14 protein-coding genes and 1 pseudogene are annotated in these 18,943 nt (G+C 58.7%); all 15 read left to right on the forward strand.

Annotated features, from left to right (window positions below):
• Positions 1-109 precede the first annotated feature (109 nt).
• The 15 genes and pseudogenes from mtnA (at position 110) to HMPREF2886_RS33415 (ending at position 18,943) form a co-directional block, all read left to right on the forward strand.
• Positions 110-1,186, forward strand: coding sequence for an S-methyl-5-thioribose-1-phosphate isomerase (gene mtnA, locus HMPREF2886_RS16375; protein ID WP_033971602.1), 1,077 nt, complete (start codon positions 110-112; stop codon positions 1,184-1,186).
• A 236-nt stretch (positions 1,187-1,422) separates the two neighbouring features.
• Entirely contained in the window at positions 1,423-4,188 is a 2,766-nt protein-coding gene (gene gyrA, locus HMPREF2886_RS16380; RefSeq protein ID WP_003116419.1) for a DNA gyrase subunit A, read from the forward strand.
• A gap of 87 nt (positions 4,189-4,275) precedes the next feature.
• The gene (serC, locus tag HMPREF2886_RS16385; protein ID WP_033978820.1) at positions 4,276-5,361 is read left to right on the forward strand and encodes a 3-phosphoserine/phosphohydroxythreonine transaminase; all 1,086 of its coding nucleotides are present in this window, start codon (positions 4,276-4,278) and stop codon (positions 5,359-5,361) included.
• Entirely contained in the window at positions 5,361-6,458 is a 1,098-nt protein-coding gene (gene pheA / locus HMPREF2886_RS16390) for a prephenate dehydratase (RefSeq protein WP_033978821.1), read from the forward strand. Before serC ends, pheA begins: the two co-directional genes overlap by 1 nt.
• A 68-nt stretch (positions 6,459-6,526) precedes the next feature.
• Positions 6,527-7,636, forward strand: a complete 1,110-nt coding sequence (hisC, locus tag HMPREF2886_RS16395) for a histidinol-phosphate transaminase (protein WP_033971597.1) — start codon at positions 6,527-6,529, stop codon at positions 7,634-7,636.
• Entirely contained in the window at positions 7,629-9,869 is a 2,241-nt protein-coding gene (locus HMPREF2886_RS16400) for a bifunctional prephenate dehydrogenase/3-phosphoshikimate 1-carboxyvinyltransferase (protein WP_070747852.1), read from the forward strand. Before hisC ends, HMPREF2886_RS16400 begins: the two co-directional genes overlap by 8 nt.
• Entirely contained in the window at positions 9,869-10,558 is a 690-nt protein-coding gene (gene cmk, locus HMPREF2886_RS16405) for a (d)CMP kinase (protein ID WP_033978822.1), read from the forward strand. The genes HMPREF2886_RS16400 and cmk overlap by 1 nt, the downstream gene beginning before the upstream one ends.
• 267 nt (positions 10,559-10,825) lie before the next feature.
• A complete protein-coding gene (gene rpsA / locus HMPREF2886_RS16410; RefSeq protein ID WP_003091442.1) occupies positions 10,826-12,505 on the forward strand; it encodes a 30S ribosomal protein S1 in 1,680 nt (559 codons plus the stop codon).
• A 136-nt stretch (positions 12,506-12,641) separates the two neighbouring features.
• A complete protein-coding gene (gene ihfB / locus HMPREF2886_RS16415; RefSeq protein ID WP_003091441.1) occupies positions 12,642-12,926 on the forward strand; it encodes an integration host factor subunit beta in 285 nt (94 codons plus the stop codon).
• Positions 12,927-12,966: 40 nt separating this feature from the next.
• Complete coding sequence (locus HMPREF2886_RS33395; protein WP_071534085.1) at positions 12,967-13,209, forward strand: LapA family protein; 243 nt, start codon at positions 12,967-12,969, stop codon at positions 13,207-13,209.
• Positions 13,210-13,295: 86 nt separating this feature from the next.
• Entirely contained in the window at positions 13,296-14,357 is a 1,062-nt protein-coding gene (locus tag HMPREF2886_RS16420) for a Wzz/FepE/Etk N-terminal domain-containing protein (RefSeq protein ID WP_256562542.1), read from the forward strand.
• 125 nt (positions 14,358-14,482) lie between these two features.
• Positions 14,483-15,680 (forward strand): annotated as a pseudogene (locus HMPREF2886_RS35325) (oligosaccharide flippase family protein).
• Positions 15,680-16,684 carry a glycosyltransferase family 2 protein gene (locus tag HMPREF2886_RS33410; protein ID WP_071575244.1) on the forward strand — a complete coding sequence of 335 codons (1,005 nt, stop codon included), beginning with the start codon at positions 15,680-15,682 and terminating at the stop codon, positions 16,682-16,684. Before HMPREF2886_RS35325 ends, HMPREF2886_RS33410 begins: the two are co-directional and overlap by 1 nt.
• Positions 16,681-17,916 (forward strand): hypothetical protein, encoded by a 1,236-nt coding sequence (locus HMPREF2886_RS34735; protein ID WP_177344456.1) that lies wholly within the window; start codon positions 16,681-16,683, stop codon positions 17,914-17,916. The genes HMPREF2886_RS33410 and HMPREF2886_RS34735 overlap by 4 nt, the downstream gene beginning before the upstream one ends.
• Entirely contained in the window at positions 17,909-18,943 is a 1,035-nt protein-coding gene (locus tag HMPREF2886_RS33415; RefSeq protein WP_058173203.1) for a polysaccharide biosynthesis protein, read from the forward strand. Before HMPREF2886_RS34735 ends, HMPREF2886_RS33415 begins: the two co-directional genes overlap by 8 nt.

Genomic DNA, 18,943 nt, shown 5'->3' on the forward strand with positions numbered 1-18,943 from the left:
GGCGGCGCATCCTGGGCGCAGAGCGGGAAGCCGGAAGTATACCCGAGCGTCCGCGGCTGGGGCTCGTTATAATCCGCAGCTTTTCCGTGATTCAGCGAGAGGTGTGTGCATGCGAGAGCGACTGCTGGCGGCCGAGCGGGTCAAGGCGATCGAGTGGCGGGACGGTACGCTGCGGTTGCTGGATCAGCGCCTGCTGCCCCAGGAGGAGGTCTGGCTCGAACACGAGTCGGCGGCCGAGGTGGCCAAGGCCATTCGCGATATGGTCGTGCGCGGCGCGCCGGCCATCGGCATCAGCGCCGCCTACGGTATCGTCCTTGGCGCCCGCGCGCGCCTGGCGCAGGGCGGCGACTGGCGCGCCGCGCTGGAGGAGGACTTCCGCCTGCTGGCCGACTCGCGACCCACGGCGGTCAACCTGTTCTGGGCGCTGAACCGCATGCGCGACCGTCTGGAGCGAATGAAAGAGGGCGACCGGCCGCTGGCGGTGCTGGAAGCCGAGGCGATCTCCATCCATGAAAGCGACCGCGAGGCCAACCTGACCATGGCCCAGTTGGGCATGGAGCTGATCCGCAAGCAGCAGGGCAGCCCGCAGAACATCCTCACCCACTGCAATACCGGCGCCCTGGCGACCGGCGGGTTCGGCACCGCGCTGGGGGTGATCCGCGCCGCGCACCTGGAAGGCCTTGTCAATCGCATCTACGCCGACGAAACCCGGCCCTGGCTCCAGGGCTCTCGGCTGACCGCCTGGGAGCTGGCCAACGAAGGCATCCCGGTCAGCCTGAACGTGGATTCGGCCGCCGCGCACCTGATGAAGACCGAGAACATCACCTGGGTCATCGTCGGCGCCGACCGCATCACCGCCAATGGCGATGTCGCCAACAAGATCGGCACCTACCAGTTGGCGGTCAACGCCATGCACCACGGCGTGCGCTTCATGGTGGTGGCGCCGAGTTCGACCATCGACATGAACCTGGAGAGCGGCGAGGACATCCCGATCGAAGAGCGCGACGGTCGCGAGCTGCTGGAAATCGGCGGGCGACGGGTGGCGGCCGAGGTCGATGCCTACAATCCGGTATTCGACGTGACCCCGGCGGATCTTATCGATGCCATCGTGACCGAGCGTGGCGTCGTCGAGCGTCCCGACGCCGAGCGCATGGCCGCCCTGATGAGCCGCAAGCGCCTGCATTGAACGAGGCGACTGGAGGTCGTCCCCGCCAGGGCCTTTGCCTTGGGCTGGGGCGTGGGCTGTGGTAAGCTCCGACGGTTATTCGAGCGCCCCGCGGAGGGGCCTCGAGAGTGCGCGAATCCTTGACTCAAGTCGTTGATTTGTAGTGAGTTGGCGCTGCTCGGGCATGCGCCGACCTACTTCGTTTGCCTCAGGATCGAGGCGGCGAAGTTCCACCAGAAAAAGGAACCAGGCTTCTCATGGGCGAACTGGCCAAAGAAATTCTCCCGGTCAATATCGAAGACGAGCTGAAACAGTCCTATCTCGACTACGCGATGAGCGTGATCGTCGGGCGGGCCCTGCCGGATGCACGTGACGGCCTGAAGCCGGTGCACCGCCGTGTGCTTTATGCCATGAGCGAGCTGGGCAACGACTGGAACAAGCCCTACAAGAAATCCGCCCGTGTGGTCGGCGACGTGATCGGTAAGTACCACCCACACGGCGACACCGCGGTCTACGACACCATCGTGCGCATGGCGCAGCCGTTCTCGCTGCGCTACATGCTGGTAGACGGCCAGGGCAACTTCGGTTCGGTGGACGGCGACAACGCCGCAGCCATGCGATACACCGAAGTGCGCATGGCCAAGCTGGCCCATGAACTGCTGGCGGACCTGGAAAAGGAAACCGTCGACTGGGTGCCCAACTACGATGGCACCGAGCAGATCCCGGCGGTCATGCCGACCAAGATTCCCAACCTGCTGGTCAACGGTTCCAGCGGTATCGCCGTGGGCATGGCGACCAACATCCCGCCGCACAACCTCGGCGAAGTGATCGATGGCTGCCTGGCGCTGATGGACAACCCCGACCTGACCGTCGATGAGCTGATGCAGTACATCCCCGGTCCGGACTTCCCCACCGCCGGTATCATCAACGGCCGCGCCGGGATCATAGAGGCCTACCGCACCGGGCGCGGGCGCATCTACATCCGCGCCCGCGCCGTCGTCGAGGAGATGGAGAAAGGCGGCGGCCGCGAGCAGATCATCATCACCGAGCTGCCGTACCAGTTGAACAAGGCGCGGTTGATCGAAAAGATCGCCGAGCTGGTGAAAGAGAAGAAGATCGAGGGTATTTCCGAGCTGCGCGACGAGTCCGACAAGGACGGCATGCGCGTGGTCATCGAGCTGCGTCGCGGCGAGGTGGGCGAGGTGGTCCTCAACAATCTCTATGCCCAGACCCAGCTGCAGAGCGTGTTCGGCATCAACGTGGTGGCCCTGGTCGACGGGCAGCCGCGCACGCTGAACCTGAAGGACATGCTCGAAGTGTTCGTCCGCCACCGCCGCGAAGTGGTGACCCGGCGTACCGTCTACGAGCTGCGCAAGGCCCGCGAGCGCGGGCACATCCTGGAAGGCCAGGCGGTCGCCCTGTCGAACATCGACCCGGTGATCGAGCTGATCAAGAGTTCGCCGACCCCGGCCGAGGCCAAGGAACGCCTGATCGCCACTGCCTGGGAGTCCAGCGCGGTGGAAGCGATGGTCGAGCGTGCCGGCGCCGACGCCTGTCGTCCGGAAGACCTGGATCCGCAGTACGGCCTGCGCGACGGCAAGTACTACCTGTCGCCGGAACAGGCCCAGGCGATCCTCGAGCTGCGCCTGCATCGCCTGACCGGCCTGGAGCATGAGAAGCTGCTCTCCGAATACCAGGAAATCCTCAACCTGATCGGCGAGCTGATCCGCATCCTGACCAATCCGGCGCGCCTGATGGAGGTGATCCGTGAGGAGCTGGAAGCGGTCAAGGCCGAATTCGGCGATGCTCGCCGCACCGAGATCGTGGCTTCCCAGGTCGACCTGACCATCGCCGACCTGATCACCGAGGAAGACCGCGTGGTGACCATCTCCCACGGCGGCTACGCCAAGTCCCAGCCGCTGGCCGCCTACCAGGCGCAGCGTCGCGGTGGCAAGGGCAAGTCCGCCACCGGGATGAAGGACGAGGACTACATCGAACACCTGCTGGTGGCCAACAGCCATGCGACCCTCCTGCTGTTCTCCAGCAAGGGCAAGGTCTACTGGCTGCGTACCTTCGAGATCCCGGAAGCCTCGCGTACCGCGCGTGGCCGGCCGCTGGTGAACCTGCTGCCGCTGGACGAGGGCGAGCGGATCACCGCGATGTTGCAGATCGACCTGGAGGCGCTGCAGCAGAACGGCGGCGCCGATGACGACCTCGACGAAGCCGAAGGCGCGGTGCTCGAGGGCGAGGTGGTCGAGGCCGCCGAGGTCGAGGAAGTCGAGGGCGAGACCGCCGAGCTGGTGGCCGAGCCGACCGGCGCCTACATCTTCATGGCCACCGCCTTCGGTACCGTGAAGAAGACCCCGCTGGTGCAGTTCAGCCGTCCGCGCAGCAGCGGCCTGATCGCGCTCAAGCTGGAAGAGGGCGACACCCTGATCGCCGCCGCGATCACCGATGGCGCCAAGGAAGTCATGCTGTTCTCCAGCGCCGGCAAGGTGATCCGCTTCGCCGAGAGCGTGGTGCGCATCATGGGCCGCAACGCCCGTGGCGTACGTGGCATGCGCCTGGGCAAGGGACAGCAGCTGATCTCCATGCTGATTCCGGAGTCCGGGGCGCAGATCCTCACCGCCTCCGAGCGCGGCTTCGGCAAGCGTACCCCGCTGAGCAAGTTCCCGCGTCGCGGCCGTGGCGGCCAGGGGGTGATCGCCATGGTCACCAACGAGCGCAACGGCGCGCTGATCGCCGCGGTACAGGTCCAGGAAGGCGAGGAGATCATGCTGATTTCCGACCAGGGCACCCTGGTGCGGACGCGTGTCGACGAAGTCTCCCTGTCCGGCCGCAATACCCAGGGCGTAACCCTGATCAAGCTCGCCAGCGACGAGGTACTGGTCGGTCTGGAGCGTGTCCAGGAGCCGTCGGGCGGGGATGACGAGGACCTGCCCGAGGGCGAGGAAGCTGCCGAATCGCTGGGCGAGTCGGCCGAATCCGAACCCGCGGCGGAAGCGGAAGGCAACGAAGAGTAAGGCTCGGGGCGGGCGCTTGCGCCCGCCCGGCCGATGACGTCGGCGGATAACTCACGGCTATCCGCCCTACCTATAGCGAGAGTGGATGTGAGCAAGCGAGCCTTCAATTTCTGCGCCGGTCCCGCGGCGCTTCCCGACGCAGTTCTGCAACGTGCCCAGGCCGAGCTTCTCGACTGGCGGGGCAAGGGCCTTTCGGTCATGGAAATGAGCCACCGTAGCGACGACTACGTGGCCATCGCCAGCAAGGCCGAGCAGGACCTGCGCGACCTGCTCGACATTCCCTCTGACTACAAGGTGCTGTTCCTGCAGGGCGGCGCCAGCCAGCAGTTCGCCGAGATCCCGCTGAACCTGCTGCCCGAAGATGGCGTCGCCGACTATATCGATACCGGTATCTGGTCGAAGAAGGCCATCGAGGAGGCCCGTCGCTATGGCAGCGTGAACGTCGCGGCCAGCGCCAAGGAGTACGACTACTTCGCCATTCCGGGTCAGAACGAGTGGACGCTGACCAAGGGCGCGGCCTATGTGCACTACGCCTCCAACGAGACCATCGGTGGCCTCGAGTTCGACTGGATTCCCGAGACCGGCGACGTGCCGCTGGTCACCGACATGTCCTCCGATATCCTCTCGCGCCCGCTCGACGTGTCCCGCTTCGGCCTGATCTATGCCGGGGCGCAGAAGAACATCGGCCCGTCCGGCCTGGTGGTGGTGATCGTTCGCGAAGACCTGCTCGGCCGCGCCCGCAGCGTCTGCCCGACCATGCTCAACTACAAGATCGCCGCGGACAACGGTTCCATGTACAACACCCCGGCGACTTACTCCTGGTACCTGTCCGGCCTGGTCTTCGAATGGCTGAAGGAGCAGGGCGGGGTGACCGCGATGGAGCAGCGCAACCGCGCCAAGAAGGACCTGCTGTACAAGACCATCGATGCCAGCGACTTCTACACCAACCCGATCCAGCCGAGCGCCCGCTCCTGGATGAACGTGCCGTTCCGCCTGGCCGACGAGCGTCTCGACAAGCCGTTCCTGGAAGGCGCCGAGGCGCGCGGGCTGCTCAACCTGAAAGGCCACCGCTCGGTCGGCGGCATGCGCGCTTCCATCTACAACGCCCTCGGCCTGGATGCGGTCGAGGCGCTGGTCGCATACATGGCGGAGTTCGAGAAGGAGCACGGCTGATGGCGGACCAGGACCAGCTCAAGGCCTTGCGCCTGCGCATCGACAGCCTCGACGAGAAGTTGCTCGAGCTGATCAGCGAGCGTGCCCGTTGCGCCCAGGACGTGGCGCGAGTGAAGACCCAGACCCTGGGCGAGGGCGAGGCGCCGGTGTTCTACCGTCCCGAGCGCGAAGCCTGGGTGCTCAAGCACATCATGCAATTGAACAAGGGGCCGCTGGACAACGAAGAGGTCGCGCGACTGTTCCGCGAGATCATGTCGTCCTGCCTGGCGCTCGAGCAGCCGCTGAAAGTGGCCTATCTCGGACCCGAGGGCACCTTCACCCAGGCCGCGGCGCTCAAGCATTTCGGCAATGCGGTGATCAGCACGCCGATGGCGGCGATCGACGAGGTGTTCCGCGAGGTTGCCGCCGGCGCGGTGAACTTCGGCGTGGTGCCTGTGGAAAACTCCACCGAGGGAGCGGTCAACCATACCCTCGACAGCTTCCTCGAGCATGACATGGTGATCTGCGGCGAAGTCGAGCTGCGTATCCACCATCACCTGCTGGTCGGCGAAACCACCAAGATCGACAACATCACCCGGATCTATTCCCATGCCCAATCCCTCGCGCAATGTCGCAAGTGGCTGGACTCGCACTACCCGAGCGTCGAGCGGGTGGCGGTGTCGAGCAACGCCGACGCGGCCAAGCGGGTGAAGAGCGAGTGGAATTCGGCAGCGATCGCCGGCGACATGGCGGCCAGCCTGTACGACCTGAGCAAGTTGCACGAGAAGATCGAGGACCGCCCGGACAACTCCACGCGTTTCCTGATCATCGGCAACCAGGAGGTGCCGCCGACCGGCGACGACAAGACCTCGATCATCGTTTCCATGCGCAACAAGCCGGGGGCCCTGCACGAGTTGCTGGTACCGTTCCACAACAACGGTATCGACCTGACCCGCATCGAAACCCGTCCGTCGCGCAGCGGCAAATGGACCTACGTGTTCTTCATCGATTTCGTCGGCCACCATAAAGAACCGCTGATCAAGGACGTCCTGGAGAAGATCGGCCAGGAAGCCGTCGCCCTGAAGGTCCTGGGGTCCTATCCGAAAGCGGTGCTCTGAGCGCGCTGTCATTCCGAAGAGACGGGGCATCGATGAATGCCCCGTCCCGCGTCGAGGCTGAACTATCCATGTCCGATTTCCTTGCCCTGGCCCAGCCGGGGGTGCAAAAGCTGTCGCCCTACGTCCCTGGCAAGCCGGTGGACGAACTGGCCCGCGAGCTGGGCCTCGACCCTGCGGCGATCGTCAAGCTCGCCAGCAACGAGAATCCGCTGGGTGCGAGCCCACAGGCGCTGGAGGCAATCCGCGCCGAACTGGCGGAACTGACCCGTTATCCTGACGGCAACGGTTTCGAGCTCAAGCGCAAGCTGGCCGAGCGTTGCGCGGTGGATGCGGCGCAGGTGACCCTGGGTAACGGCTCCAATGACATTCTCGACCTGGTCGCCCGTGCCTACCTCGCGCCTGGTCTGAACGCCGTGTTCAGCGAACATGCCTTCGCCGTCTACCCGATCGCCACCCAGGCCGTGGGCGCCGAGGGGCGGGCGGTCAAGGCGCGCGCCTGGGGGCATGACCTGGAGGCGATGCTCGCCGCCATCGATGGGCAAACTCGCGTAGTGTTCGTCGCCAACCCGAACAACCCGACCGGGACCTGGTTCGGTGCGGACGCCCTGGAGCGTTTCCTCGCCCGGGTGCCGGCGGAGGTGCTGGTGGTGCTGGACGAGGCCTATATCGAATATGCCGAGGGCGACGAGTTGCCCGATGGCCTGGACTACCTGGCGCGTCACCCCAACCTGCTGGTCTCGCGGACCTTCTCCAAGGCCTATGGCCTGGCTTCGCTACGGGTCGGCTACGCGCTTTCGAGCAAGGCGGTGGCCGATGTGCTCAACCGCGTGCGCCAGCCGTTCAATGTCAATAGCCTGGCCCTGGCGGCTGCCTGCGCGGCGCTGGACGACCATGACTACCTGGCGCAGAGTCGCCGCCTGAACGATTCCGGCATGGCGCAGTTGGAGGATGGTTTCCACGCGTTGGGCCTTTCCTGGATTCCCTCGAAGGGCAACTTCATCGCCGTGGATCTGGCTCGCGATGCCGGTCCGGTCTACCAGGCGCTGCTGCGCGAAGGCGTGATCGTGCGTCCGGTGGCTGGCTACGGGATGCCGACCTTCCTGCGCGTCTCCATCGGGCTGCCGGAAGAGAACGATCGTTTCCTCCAGGCGCTGGGCAAGGTGCTGGCGCATGACTGAGGTCACGCCGCTGCAACAGTCGACCCCTAAGCTGGGCCGCCTGGTGGTGGTGGGGCTGGGCCTGATCGGCGGCTCCTTCGCCAAGGGGTTGCGGAGCAAAGGGGTGTTCCGGGAAGTGGTCGGCGTGGATCGGGATGCCGAGTCTTGCCGCCTGGCGGTGGAGCTCGGCGTGGTCGACCGTTGCGAGGAGGATCTTGGCCGCGCCTGCGTCGGCGCCGACGTGATCCAGCTGGCGGTGCCGATCCTGGCGATGGAACGGGTGCTGGCCGACCTGGCGAAGCTCGACCTGGGCAAGGCTGTATTGACCGACGTTGGCAGCGCCAAGGGCAATATCGTGCGTGCCGCGCGTGCCGCGTTCGGTGGGATGCCGCGGTACCTGGTACCGGGGCATCCGATCGCGGGTTCCGAGCAGAGCGGAGTGACCGCGGCGAAGGCGACCCTGTTCCGCCGGCACAAGGTGATTCTCACGCCCTCCGCGGAGACCGATGCCGACGCGCTGGCGCTGGTCGACAGCCTGTGGCGCGCGCTGGGCGCGGATGTCGAGCATATGGAGGTCGAGCATCACGACGAGGTTCTGGCGGCCACCAGCCACCTGCCTCACCTGCTGGCCTTCACTCTGGTCGACTCCCTGGCCAAGCGCAGCGAGAACCTGGAGATCTTCCGCTATGCCGCCGGCGGTTTCCGTGATTTCACGCGGATCGCCGGCAGCGACCCGGTGATGTGGCACGACATCTTTCTCGCCAATCGCGAGGCGGTGCTGCGTACACTGGATGTTTTTCGTGACGACCTCGACGCGCTGCGCGAGGCCGTCGACACTGGGGACGGGCACCAGTTGTTGGGCGTTTTCACGCGCGCCCGGGTAGCCCGTGAGCATTTCAGCAAAATCCTGGCCCGTCGGGCCTATGTGGACGCCATGCACAACAACGACCTGATTTATCTGGCCCAGCCGGGCGGCAGCCTGTCCGGAACCATCCGGGTACCGGGCGACAAGTCGATTTCCCATCGCTCGATCATGCTCGGCTCCCTGGCCGAAGGCACCACCGAAGTGGAGGGCTTCCTCGAGGGCGAGGACGCACTGGCAACCATCCAGGCGTTCCGCGACATGGGGGTGGTGATCGAGGGGCCGCAGAACGGCCGCGTCACCGTCCATGGCGTTGGCCTGCACGGCCTCAAGGCCCCGCCTGGGCCGATCTACCTGGGTAACTCCGGTACTTCCATGCGTCTACTCAGCGGTCTGCTGGCGGCCCAGCCGTTCGACAGCACCCTGACCGGCGACGCTTCCCTTTCCAAGCGGCCGATGAATCGCGTAGCCAAGCCGCTGCGCGAGATGGGCGCGGTAATCGAGACGGGGCCGGAAGGTCGCCCGCCGATGACCATTCGCGGCGGCCAGCGCCTGACCGGTATGCATTACGACATGCCGATGGCCAGCGCCCAGGTGAAGTCCTGCCTGTTGCTCGCCGGGCTCTATGCCGCGGGCGAGACCTCGGTCACCGAACCGGCACCGACCCGCGACCACACCGAGCGCATGCTGCGCGGCTTCGGCTATCCGGTGGAGGTCGAGGGCAGCACCGCCAAGGTCGAATCCGGGCACAAGTTGAGCGCCACCCATATCGAGGTCCCGGCCGACATTTCCTCGGCAGCCTTCTTCCTGGTTGCCGCCAGTATCGCCGAAGGTTCGGAGCTGGTCCTGCAGCACGTCGGCATCAACCCGACGCGCATCGGCGTCATCCAGATACTGCGCCTGATGGGCGGTGACCTGAGCCTGGAAAACCAGCGCGAGGTCGGCGGCGAGCCGGTCGCCGACATCCGTGTGCGCTCCGCGCGGCTCAAGGGCATCGACATTCCCGAGGACCTGGTGCCACTGGCCATCGACGAGTTCCCGGTACTCTTCGTGGCTGCCGCCTGCGCCGAGGGGCGCACCGTCCTGCGTGGCGCCGAAGAGCTGCGGGTCAAGGAGTCGGACCGTATCCAGGTCATGGCCGACGGCCTGAAGGCCCTGGGCGTGAAGGCCGAGCCGACCCCGGATGGCATCGTCATCGAGGGTGGGGCGTTCGGAGGCGGCGAAGTCTGGGCGCACGGCGACCATCGTATCGCCATGTCCTTCAGCGTCGCTTCGCTGCGCGCCAGCGGGCCGATCCGCATCCACGATTGCGCCAACGTCGCCACCTCGTTCCCCAACTTCCTTGCCCTGTGTGCCCAGACCGGTATCCGGGTGGCCGTGGAGAACAACTGATGAACGGCGCTGTACCGATGCTCGCCATCGATGGCCCCAGTGGCGCCGGCAAGGGCACGGTCGCCGGGCTGCTCGCCCGGCGCCTGGGCTGGAACCTGCTGGATTCCGGGGCGCTTTATCGGCTGTTGGCGTTCGCCGCGGTCAACCATGGTGTCGACCTGACCAATGAAGAGGCGCTGAAGGTCCTGGCTGCGCACCTCGATGTGCAGTTCGTCGCCGCCGATGGCAGCCATGGGCAGCGCATCATTCTCGAAGGCGAGGAAGTGACCGATGTGATCCGTACCGAGCAGGTCGGTGCCGGCGCCTCGCAGGTCGCGGCGCTGCCGGCCGTGCGCGATGCGCTGCTGCAGCGCCAGCGGGCGTTTCGCGAGGTGCCGGGACTGGTGGCCGACGGGCGCGACATGGGCACCGTGGTGTTTCCCGATGCGCCTCTGAAGATATTCCTCACTGCCTCGGCGGAGGAGCGTGCGCGTCGACGCTACCTGCAGTTGAAGGCGAAGGGCGCGGATGTCGACCAGTCTGCCTTGCTGGAAGAAATCCGCGAGCGCGACGAGCGCGACAGCCAGCGCGCGGTCGCGCCGCTGAAACCGGCCGATGACGCGATCCTGCTGGACTCCACCGAAATGAGCATCGAGGCGGTGGTCGAGACGATCATCCGGCACTGCGAGCGGCAGGGCTGGGACGTCTGAGGTCTCGGCGCGGGAATTGACGATACAGGGCCTGGTTGCTAATATTCCAGACCTTATGTTGTGGCGTTTTGCAGGTGCGGCGAGGGTTACCTCCCGACTTGCCTGGTGCCATCGCAGAACAACCCAACTGGGCATTCCCATTCGGGAGTGCAATCAGAAGCTAGCAGGAAACCAGCACATTGTCCTGTGGCTTCATTTAATGACTTGACCGCATTGGCTGGTGATGCGGAATCGGGCCCTTCCGGGCCTTTGACTACAGGTATGAACATGAGCGAAAGCTTCGCAGAACTCTTTGAAGAAAGTCTGAAATCCCTCGACATGCAGCCGGGTGCCATCATCACCGGCATCGTGGTCGACATCGATGGTGACTGGGTCACCGTCCATGCCGGTCTGAAGTCCGAGGGCGTCATCCCGGTCGAGCAGTTCTACAACGAACAGGGCGAGCTGACCATCAAGGTGGGTGACGAAGTCCACGTCGCACTGGACGCGGTAGAAGACGGCTTTGGCGAGACCAAGCTGTCCCGCGAGAAAGCCAAGCGCGCCGAGAGCTGGATTGTTCTGGAAGCGGCTTTCGCTGCCGACGAAGTGGTCAAGGGCGTCATCAACGGCAAGGTCAAGGGCGGTTTCACCGTCGACGTCAACGGCATCCGCGCGTTCCTGCCGGGTTCGCTGGTCGACGTTCGTCCGGTTCGCGACACCACCCACCTGGAAGGCAAAGAGCTCGAGTTCAAGGTCATCAAGCTCGACCAGAAGCGCAACAACGTTGTCGTTTCCCGCCGCAGCGTCCTGGAAGCCGAGAACAGCGCCGAGCGTGAAGCTCTGCTGGAATCGCTGCAGGAAGGCCAGCAGGTCAAGGGTATCGTCAAGAACCTCACCGACTACGGCGCATTCGTGGATCTGGGCGGCGTAGACGGCCTGCTGCACATCACCGACATGGCCTGGAAGCGCATCAAGCATCCGTCCGAGATCGTCAACGTTGGCGACGAGATCGACGTCAAGGTCCTGAAGTTCGACCGCGAGCGCAACCGTGTGTCCCTGGGCCTGAAGCAACTGGGTGAAGACCCGTGGGTTGCCATCAAGGCGCGTTACCCGGAAGGCACCCGCGTCATGGCCCGCGTCACCAACCTCACCGACTACGGCTGCTTCGCCGAGCTGGAAGAGGGCGTGGAAGGCCTGGTACACGTCTCCGAAATGGACTGGACCAACAAGAACATCCATCCGTCGAAAGTCGTCCAGGTTGGCGACGAGGTGGAAGTTCAGGTTCTGGACATCGACGAAGAGCGTCGTCGTATCTCCCTGGGTATCAAGCAGTGCAAATCCAACCCGTGGGAAGACTTCTCCAGCCAGTTCAACAAGGGTGATCGTATCTCCGGTACCATCAAGTCGATCACCGACTTCGGTATCTTCATCGGTCTGGACGGCGGCATTGACGGCCTGGTCCACCTGTCCGACATCTCCTGGAACGAAGTCGGCGAAGAAGCCGTACGTCGCTTCAAGAAGGGCGACGAGCTGGAAACCGTCATCCTGTCGGTCGACCCGGAGCGCGAGCGCATCTCCCTGGGCATCAAGCAGCTGGAAGACGATCCGTTCTCCAACTACGCGTCCCTGCACGAGAAAGGCAGCATCGTCCGCGGTACCGTGAAGGAAGTCGACGCCAAGGGCGCTGTCATCAGCCTGGGCGATGACATCGAAGGTATCCTGAAGGCTTCCGAAATCAGCCGTGACCGCGTCGAAGACGCGCGCAACGTCCTGAAGGAAGGCGAGGAAGTCGAAGCCAAGATCATCAGCATCGACCGCAAGAGCCGCGTCATCAGCCTCTCCGTCAAGTCCAAGGACGTCGACGACGAGAAGGACGCAATGAAAGAACTGCGCAAGCAGGAAGTAGAAAGCGCTGGTCCGACCACCATCGGTGACCTGATCCGTGCTCAGATGGAGAATCAGGGCTAAGTCTCTGATCCATCATAAAAAAGGGCGGCCTAGGCCGCCCTTTTTCGTTTTCCCTTTCTTGGACCTGTTCAAAGACTGATCAGCATGCTAAAAGAGACCTGAGCTGATCTAGCCGCTTGAAAAAGAAGGGAAAACCATGACCAAGTCGGAGTTGATCGAACGGATCGTTACCCATCAGGGGCAACTGTCCGCGAAGGATGTCGAGTTGGCAATCAAGACCATGCTGGAGCAAATGTCCCAGGCCCTGGCGACCGGGGACCGGATCGAGATCCGTGGTTTCGGCAGCTTTTCCTTGCACTACCGCGCCCCGCGCGTCGGTCGCAACCCCAAGACCGGGGAGTCGGTACGCCTCGACGGCAAGTTCGTGCCGCACTTCAAGCCGGGCAAGGAGTTGCGGGATCGGGTCAACGAGCCAGAATAAGGCTGTTTAGAGGCTTGACCTGCTTGGTATGGAGGTATTCATGCGCACGCTTAAAAGAATGCTTGTTGGGCTACTGATAGTGGTTGTGGCCTTGTCAGCAATTATTTTTACTTTGGAAAATCGTGCTCTTATCCAGTTTTCCTTCTTGGGGTGGGAGACGCCTGCGATTCCGAGTGCATTGTTATTTTCATTGGTATTTGTTGCGGGCGGTCTGCTCGGTTGGTTTTTTGGAGTTTTTGCAGGCTTTGCGCATCATAAGTCCTCAAGGCAACCTTCCGTGTAGAACTTGTCGGGGATCGTGGTGTCCAATACATCTTGTTGGGCTTTTCCCCTGATAGAGTTTCCGATTGGACTGATGATGGACTGAATGTGAATAAGCAGAATTCTTCTTTGATGACGGCTGATGGTGAGGTTGACCTGGTGAAGCTGGTCAAGGAGCTTTGGGTTAACAAGGTTCTGATTCTTCTGACTACTCTTCTTGCATTAATCGGGTCTTTTACCTATGCGTATCTGAGTAAGCCTGTATATGAATACAGGGTTGCAGTAGTGCCTCCTGCTCTTGGGTCTATCGAAGGTTTCAATATTGGTAGAAGGGAGAATGGCCTGGATGCATATACTGTTAGAAGTATCTATGCGATCTTTTCGCGCAATCTGCTTTCGGATGAGAATAAAAAAGAGTTCTTCTATAAGATATACCTTCCCCAAGTGGGCGAGGGAGCGGAAAGCGAAGATGAGCAGGAGGAGTTTTATAAGAAATTCTCCAAAGAGGTAAAGATTGATCCAGCTAACAAGCCAGATGCAGACCGTTATACGGTAATTGTGGAGGGCACGAAGCGAGAGGTTCTTGCTGCTTGGGCACAAGCTTTCGTGCGTTTGGCTGCGGATCGGGCCGTGCATGAGGTTATTGATAGTGCAGGTAGAGATTTCCAGGTAAGAAATGCTGCAATGCAGAGCCGCATAACCGTGCTGCAGAATATGGCGAAGGGCCGCCGTGATGATAGAATTGCACGTTTGAAGGAGGCATTGTTGATTGCGGAGTCGCTCAAGATAGATGGCCCGCCATTGATAGAAGGGGCGTCCGAGCAACAACTCTCCTCGATCATGGATGGTGACTTGATGTACATGCGAGGAGCTAAGGCGCTGCGCGCTGAAATCAACAATCTCGAGTCGCGTAGCGTAGATGCTCCGTTCATTCCTGAGTTGAGAACTCTCCAAGGGAAGCTATCTTGGAATTCCAGTTTGTCTGTGGATTCTGATGCGGTGGCTGTCTACAAGGAAGACGAGGGGCTCTCTTTTTCAAATCAACCCATTAAGCCGAAGAAGATTCTGATAGTTACTATAGGTACTTTGGCAGGATTGATAATTGGGATTCTACTCGCAGTGCTCGCTGGTTTTATAAGAAAGGTCCGTAGCGATGGCTCGCTTCGCTAAATTTTGATCTCAACCCTGATGGCACTTACTGTCATCAGGGTTTACTTGTTGTAGTTGTTGAATCGTATTAGGGAGTATCGAGTAGAATGTCAATAAGGCGGGGCGTTTTCTACTCCGGTATATCCATGGGCAGCAACTATCTTTTGCCTCTTGCTGCGATTCCTTTTCTCACGAGATCATTGTCAAGCGAAGCGTTTGGCCAATTGGTGATTGCCCAGGCCGTGGCTATCATTTTATGTCAACTGGTAGACTTTGGGTTTATTTTGGCAGGGTCAAGAAAAGCTGCCATTATCGATAACAAAGTTGAACTGTCTAGTTTCTTTTCTGTTGTACAGAGTGCTAGATTCCTATTATTGCTGCTTTCACTTTTAGTGCTGGCCATTTTGGCTGTATCTTCTATTTTACCAATCCCCTTGCTTGTCTTGGTTACGGCTACTCTTCCGGCAGTAGTTGGAAATTATCTTCAAGCAGTATGGTTCTTTCAGGGGAGAGCGTTGTTTGGATGGTTGGCGCTTACCAATTTTTTGTCTAAGGCGTTTTATTTCCTATTGGTCGTTTTTTTTCGTTATGAAGGATTCTGACCTTGTGCTGGCTTCGTTGGGGTTTGGTTTTTCCTATGTCATAGGTGGAAGTGCTCTCTGTTGTATTTTATTTTCTATGGGAATACGGTGGCGCCCGGTTCTCGAGAAAGACAGAATTTTCGATATATTGCGTGACGGTGCTCGATCTTTTCTTTCTCTGGCTTTACTTAGCTTGCACATGCAAGTGCTCGTTGCGGCGGTTGGTGTTGTTGGTGGAACCTCCGCGGCCGGAGTGCTTTCTACTGCGGATAAATTCCTTCGCGGGATCGCGGCTGCTACTTCACCCATAGCTAGCGCTCTATTTCCGACTTTTAGCAGGATGTATGCGAGTGCCGACCCGGCAGTCGGCAGTTTAAGAAGGAGAGCGCTAGGTCTGATGTTATTAATTGCTGTTCCTAGTTGTTTATTTCTTTTCTTATTTTCTGAATACATTTCATATCTCCTATTCCCGGAACAGTCTAGTGGTCTAACTGTTGTGATAAGAATGTTCTCGATAGTGCCAGTGTTTGCTTGTATTGGTGTTCTGTATGGAGGGCTGACTCTTGTTCCTTCCGGGTATGATGGTGTATATTTGCGAGCAATTTTTTTTGCGGAGTTGGGCGGGGTATTAACATTTATCCTCTTGGCGCTTTGGGGGGATGAGCTTTTTGGAGCGTGGACGCTGGTCGTTACAGAGGTCTCTTTGGGGATGGGAATGTTTTTGCTGGCCACGATTAAGTTGAGAGAGAAAAGGGGACTTTGATGTTGTTGAGTGTCGTCGTTAGTACTTGGCGTCGTCCCAAGGAACTAAAATTGGTCCTGGCCGGCCTTGTAGCGCAGTCTCTGCCTTTTAAGGATTTTGAAGTTATTGTTGTCGACAGTAATAGTGGTGATGAAACACCCGATGTGGTCCGCGAGTTCGAAGCGGTTCAGGGCTTCAACGTCCGTCTTGAGCAGGCCGAGCTGAATTCGGCTAGTGCAAAACGAAATAAAGGCGTTCGTTTAGCGGAGGGGCGCTACGTAGTGCTTCTTGATGACGATTGTGTGCCAGATCCTACTCATCTCTCGAATTTTCTGAACGCTGCTAACTCTCGAAGGGGGGAACGCGTTATCTGGTGCGGTGGTGTCAGATTTTCTCGCTCATTGGTGTCGACGAGTAATTACTATCGCTATAGGGATAGTTGTCACTTCTCTGCTGACAAGCCGCTGCCCAACTCCTTGGGCTATAAAACTATTGTTACCATGAATATGCTCGCTGAGAGGGATATTCTGCTCCAAGACAATGCTTTTTTTGATGAGCGATTTGTTGGATACGGCTTTGAAGATACGGAATTTGGATTAAGGGTCGGCAAGCTTGGTTATTCTGTTCTTCCTTGTCGGGCTGAAATCGAGCATGTCGAACCGGAAGGTAGTATTTCGAAGTTCTGTCGCAAGTACTATCATGCCGCCCGTGACGGAATGCCGGAATTCATGAAAGTTGCAACAACTGAGGACCTTGAGACTCTTGGTCCTATACGATGGATGGAACCGGGGTTTGTTTTGTCAAGCAAGTTTCAGAGTCTATTCAGGGCAGTGCTGTGTCTTGCGCTGGAGTCAAAGTTTTCAAATGTTCTTATTCATTCTCTAGAGAAAACGGACTCTATTCGATGGCTCTACTCCAGAGCTGCTTATAGGCTCGTTTTGGCCTCCTCTTATCGGAAGGGGGTTCTCGATAGAAAGTCAAAACTTTCCAAAGAGAAAGCAAACAAAGATGGGTGGTACTCGTGAAGCAGAGAAGCGTTGCTCTGGTTCTCCTTTTTGTGTTTCTATTTCATATTCTGCGGAATCTATCCGGTGCATATTATTTAGTTCTTGCTGGGTTTTGTGGGCTATTTTTTCTCTTGTTTATTAATAATTGGAGGGATATTAAATATAGCGCATTAGGAATATTTGTTATTTTCTTCTGGACGTATGCCTCGCTCGTTTCGATGTTATGGTTCGACCTATATGGAGACTATTCCATAGGGATTTTCAGGTTGTGGGCATCATTGCCTCTTCTCTTTGTTGCTATGGTTCTTGCCAGAGATAATCTAAAAGCGCCCATGCAACTTATTTCATTTTTTTTCAGTCTGGCGGCTCTTTCTTTCCTCTGGCAGTATGCATTTGGACCTATAGAATGGTTCGCTGAAGCCAGTGAGCGTGCCGGGGGCGCTCGTTTTGCATCGTTGGTAGGAAGTTTGACCGCATATGGTGTTATGGTAGGAGTTCCCGCACTTGCTTCACTCTTTTATCTAAAGGGTTGGGCGCGCGTGATATGTTTCTTCCTTCTTTGCTTGGGGGCGATGCTGTCGCTGCAGAAAGCTGCTCTGGCCAATATCGTCATAGTCTTATTCTTTGCCTATTGGCTAAATCTGATCAAAAAGACATACTTGTTTTTCACCTTCCTTCTTGCAGGGCTGGGTTTATCTGTATTTTTCCTTGCAGACTTCGGGGCTGGCAGTCTGGAAACTGTGCATCGACTGATTGTCGGGCTCCTCACCTCCGACTCTTCAGTCTCGCAAGATGTTCCATTCTTCGAATCCATATTCGATCGGGTAACTGCACTGCCTTTGGAAACATTGTCTTTCTACGGTAGCGAGATACTTGTTTTGGGCGCCGGCGTTTTTGGGGGAGGGGGGGTTCTAGGGTATGCGCAATATCCAATGGCGCACAATGGTATTGTCGAACTGCTTTGCATCTATGGTTTCATTTTTGGTGGCTTGGCTGTTCTTTTGCTATTGTTGCTTTTTGTCTACTCTGTATTTTTGCTTGTCTTCCGGCGAAGAAAAATAGCTTGTACTGAGTTAGGCTTCTTATGCTCTGCATTTATAATCTGGTTCGTTAATTATGTCTTTAGCGGCGGTGGGCTTTTCCATCCGGTAGGGGCTGCATTGTTCTGGCTCGTTGTTTTTCGCTTTCTTTATCTTTTGAGGCGGAAAAGGGACGTTGAACGCACTAGTAAAGAGGTGGTGTATGGATAAGAATTCTGTTCTGTTGATTACCGGTGGAACTGGTTCCTTTGGAAATGCCGTTCTGAAGCGTTTTCTGGATACAGATATTGGTGAAATACGTGTGTTCAGTCGGGATGAGAAGAAGCAAGATGATATGCGTAAGCGCTATGCTCACCCCAAGCTGAGGTTTTATATTGGAGATGTCCGGGACTATCAAAGCACTCTGAATGCTACTCGCGGTGTGGACTACATTTTTCATGCGGCTGCATTGAAGCAGGTTCCCTCTTGTGAGTTCTACCCAATGGAGGCTGTGAAGACCAATGTCATCGGAACGGAAAATGTCCTCGAATCTGCTATCCAGAATGGCGTCAAGAAAGTCGTTTGTCTGAGTACGGATAAGGCGGTTTACCCAATCAATGCCATGGGTATTTCAAAGGCCATGATGGAAAAGGTCATGGTCGCCAAGTCTCGAAACCTGGAGCGCACTCCGACCGTAATTTGTGGCACCCGTTATGGTAACGTCATGGCTTCAAGGGGCTCGGTCATTCCTCTCTTTATCGAGCAAATGCGATCAGGCCAGCCTCTTACAATCACTGATCCAAACATGACACGTTTCATGATGACGCTTACGGATGCCGTAGACCTTGTGCTTTATGCTTTCGAGCATGGTACCAATGGAGATCTTTTTGTACAGAAAGCACCGGCTGCAACCATCGAGGTGCTGGCTCATGCGCTTACTCAATTGCTTGGCAAGTCTGGTTATCCTATCAATGTAATAGGCACACGCCATGGAGAGAAGCTTTATGAGGCGCTTCTTAGTCGAGAGGAAATGGCCTGTGCTGAAGACATGGGTGACTACTATCGTATCCCCCCAGATTTGCGTGATCTGAACTATAGTAAGTTTGTGGAGCAAGGCGAGGAAAAAATTACTCATACAGAGGACTATAACTCTCATAATACCAAACGTCTGGATATCGAAGGAATGCAAAAGCTGTTGCTGAAGTTGGATTTCATTCGTGCTATTCAGCGTGGCGAGAGTGCCAGTCCAGAGGAGTAA

Origin of the sequence: Pseudomonas sp. HMSC066A08, assembly GCF_001813025.1 — a bacterium.
Classification (GTDB): Bacteria; Pseudomonadota; Gammaproteobacteria; order Pseudomonadales; family Pseudomonadaceae; genus Pseudomonas; species Pseudomonas aeruginosa.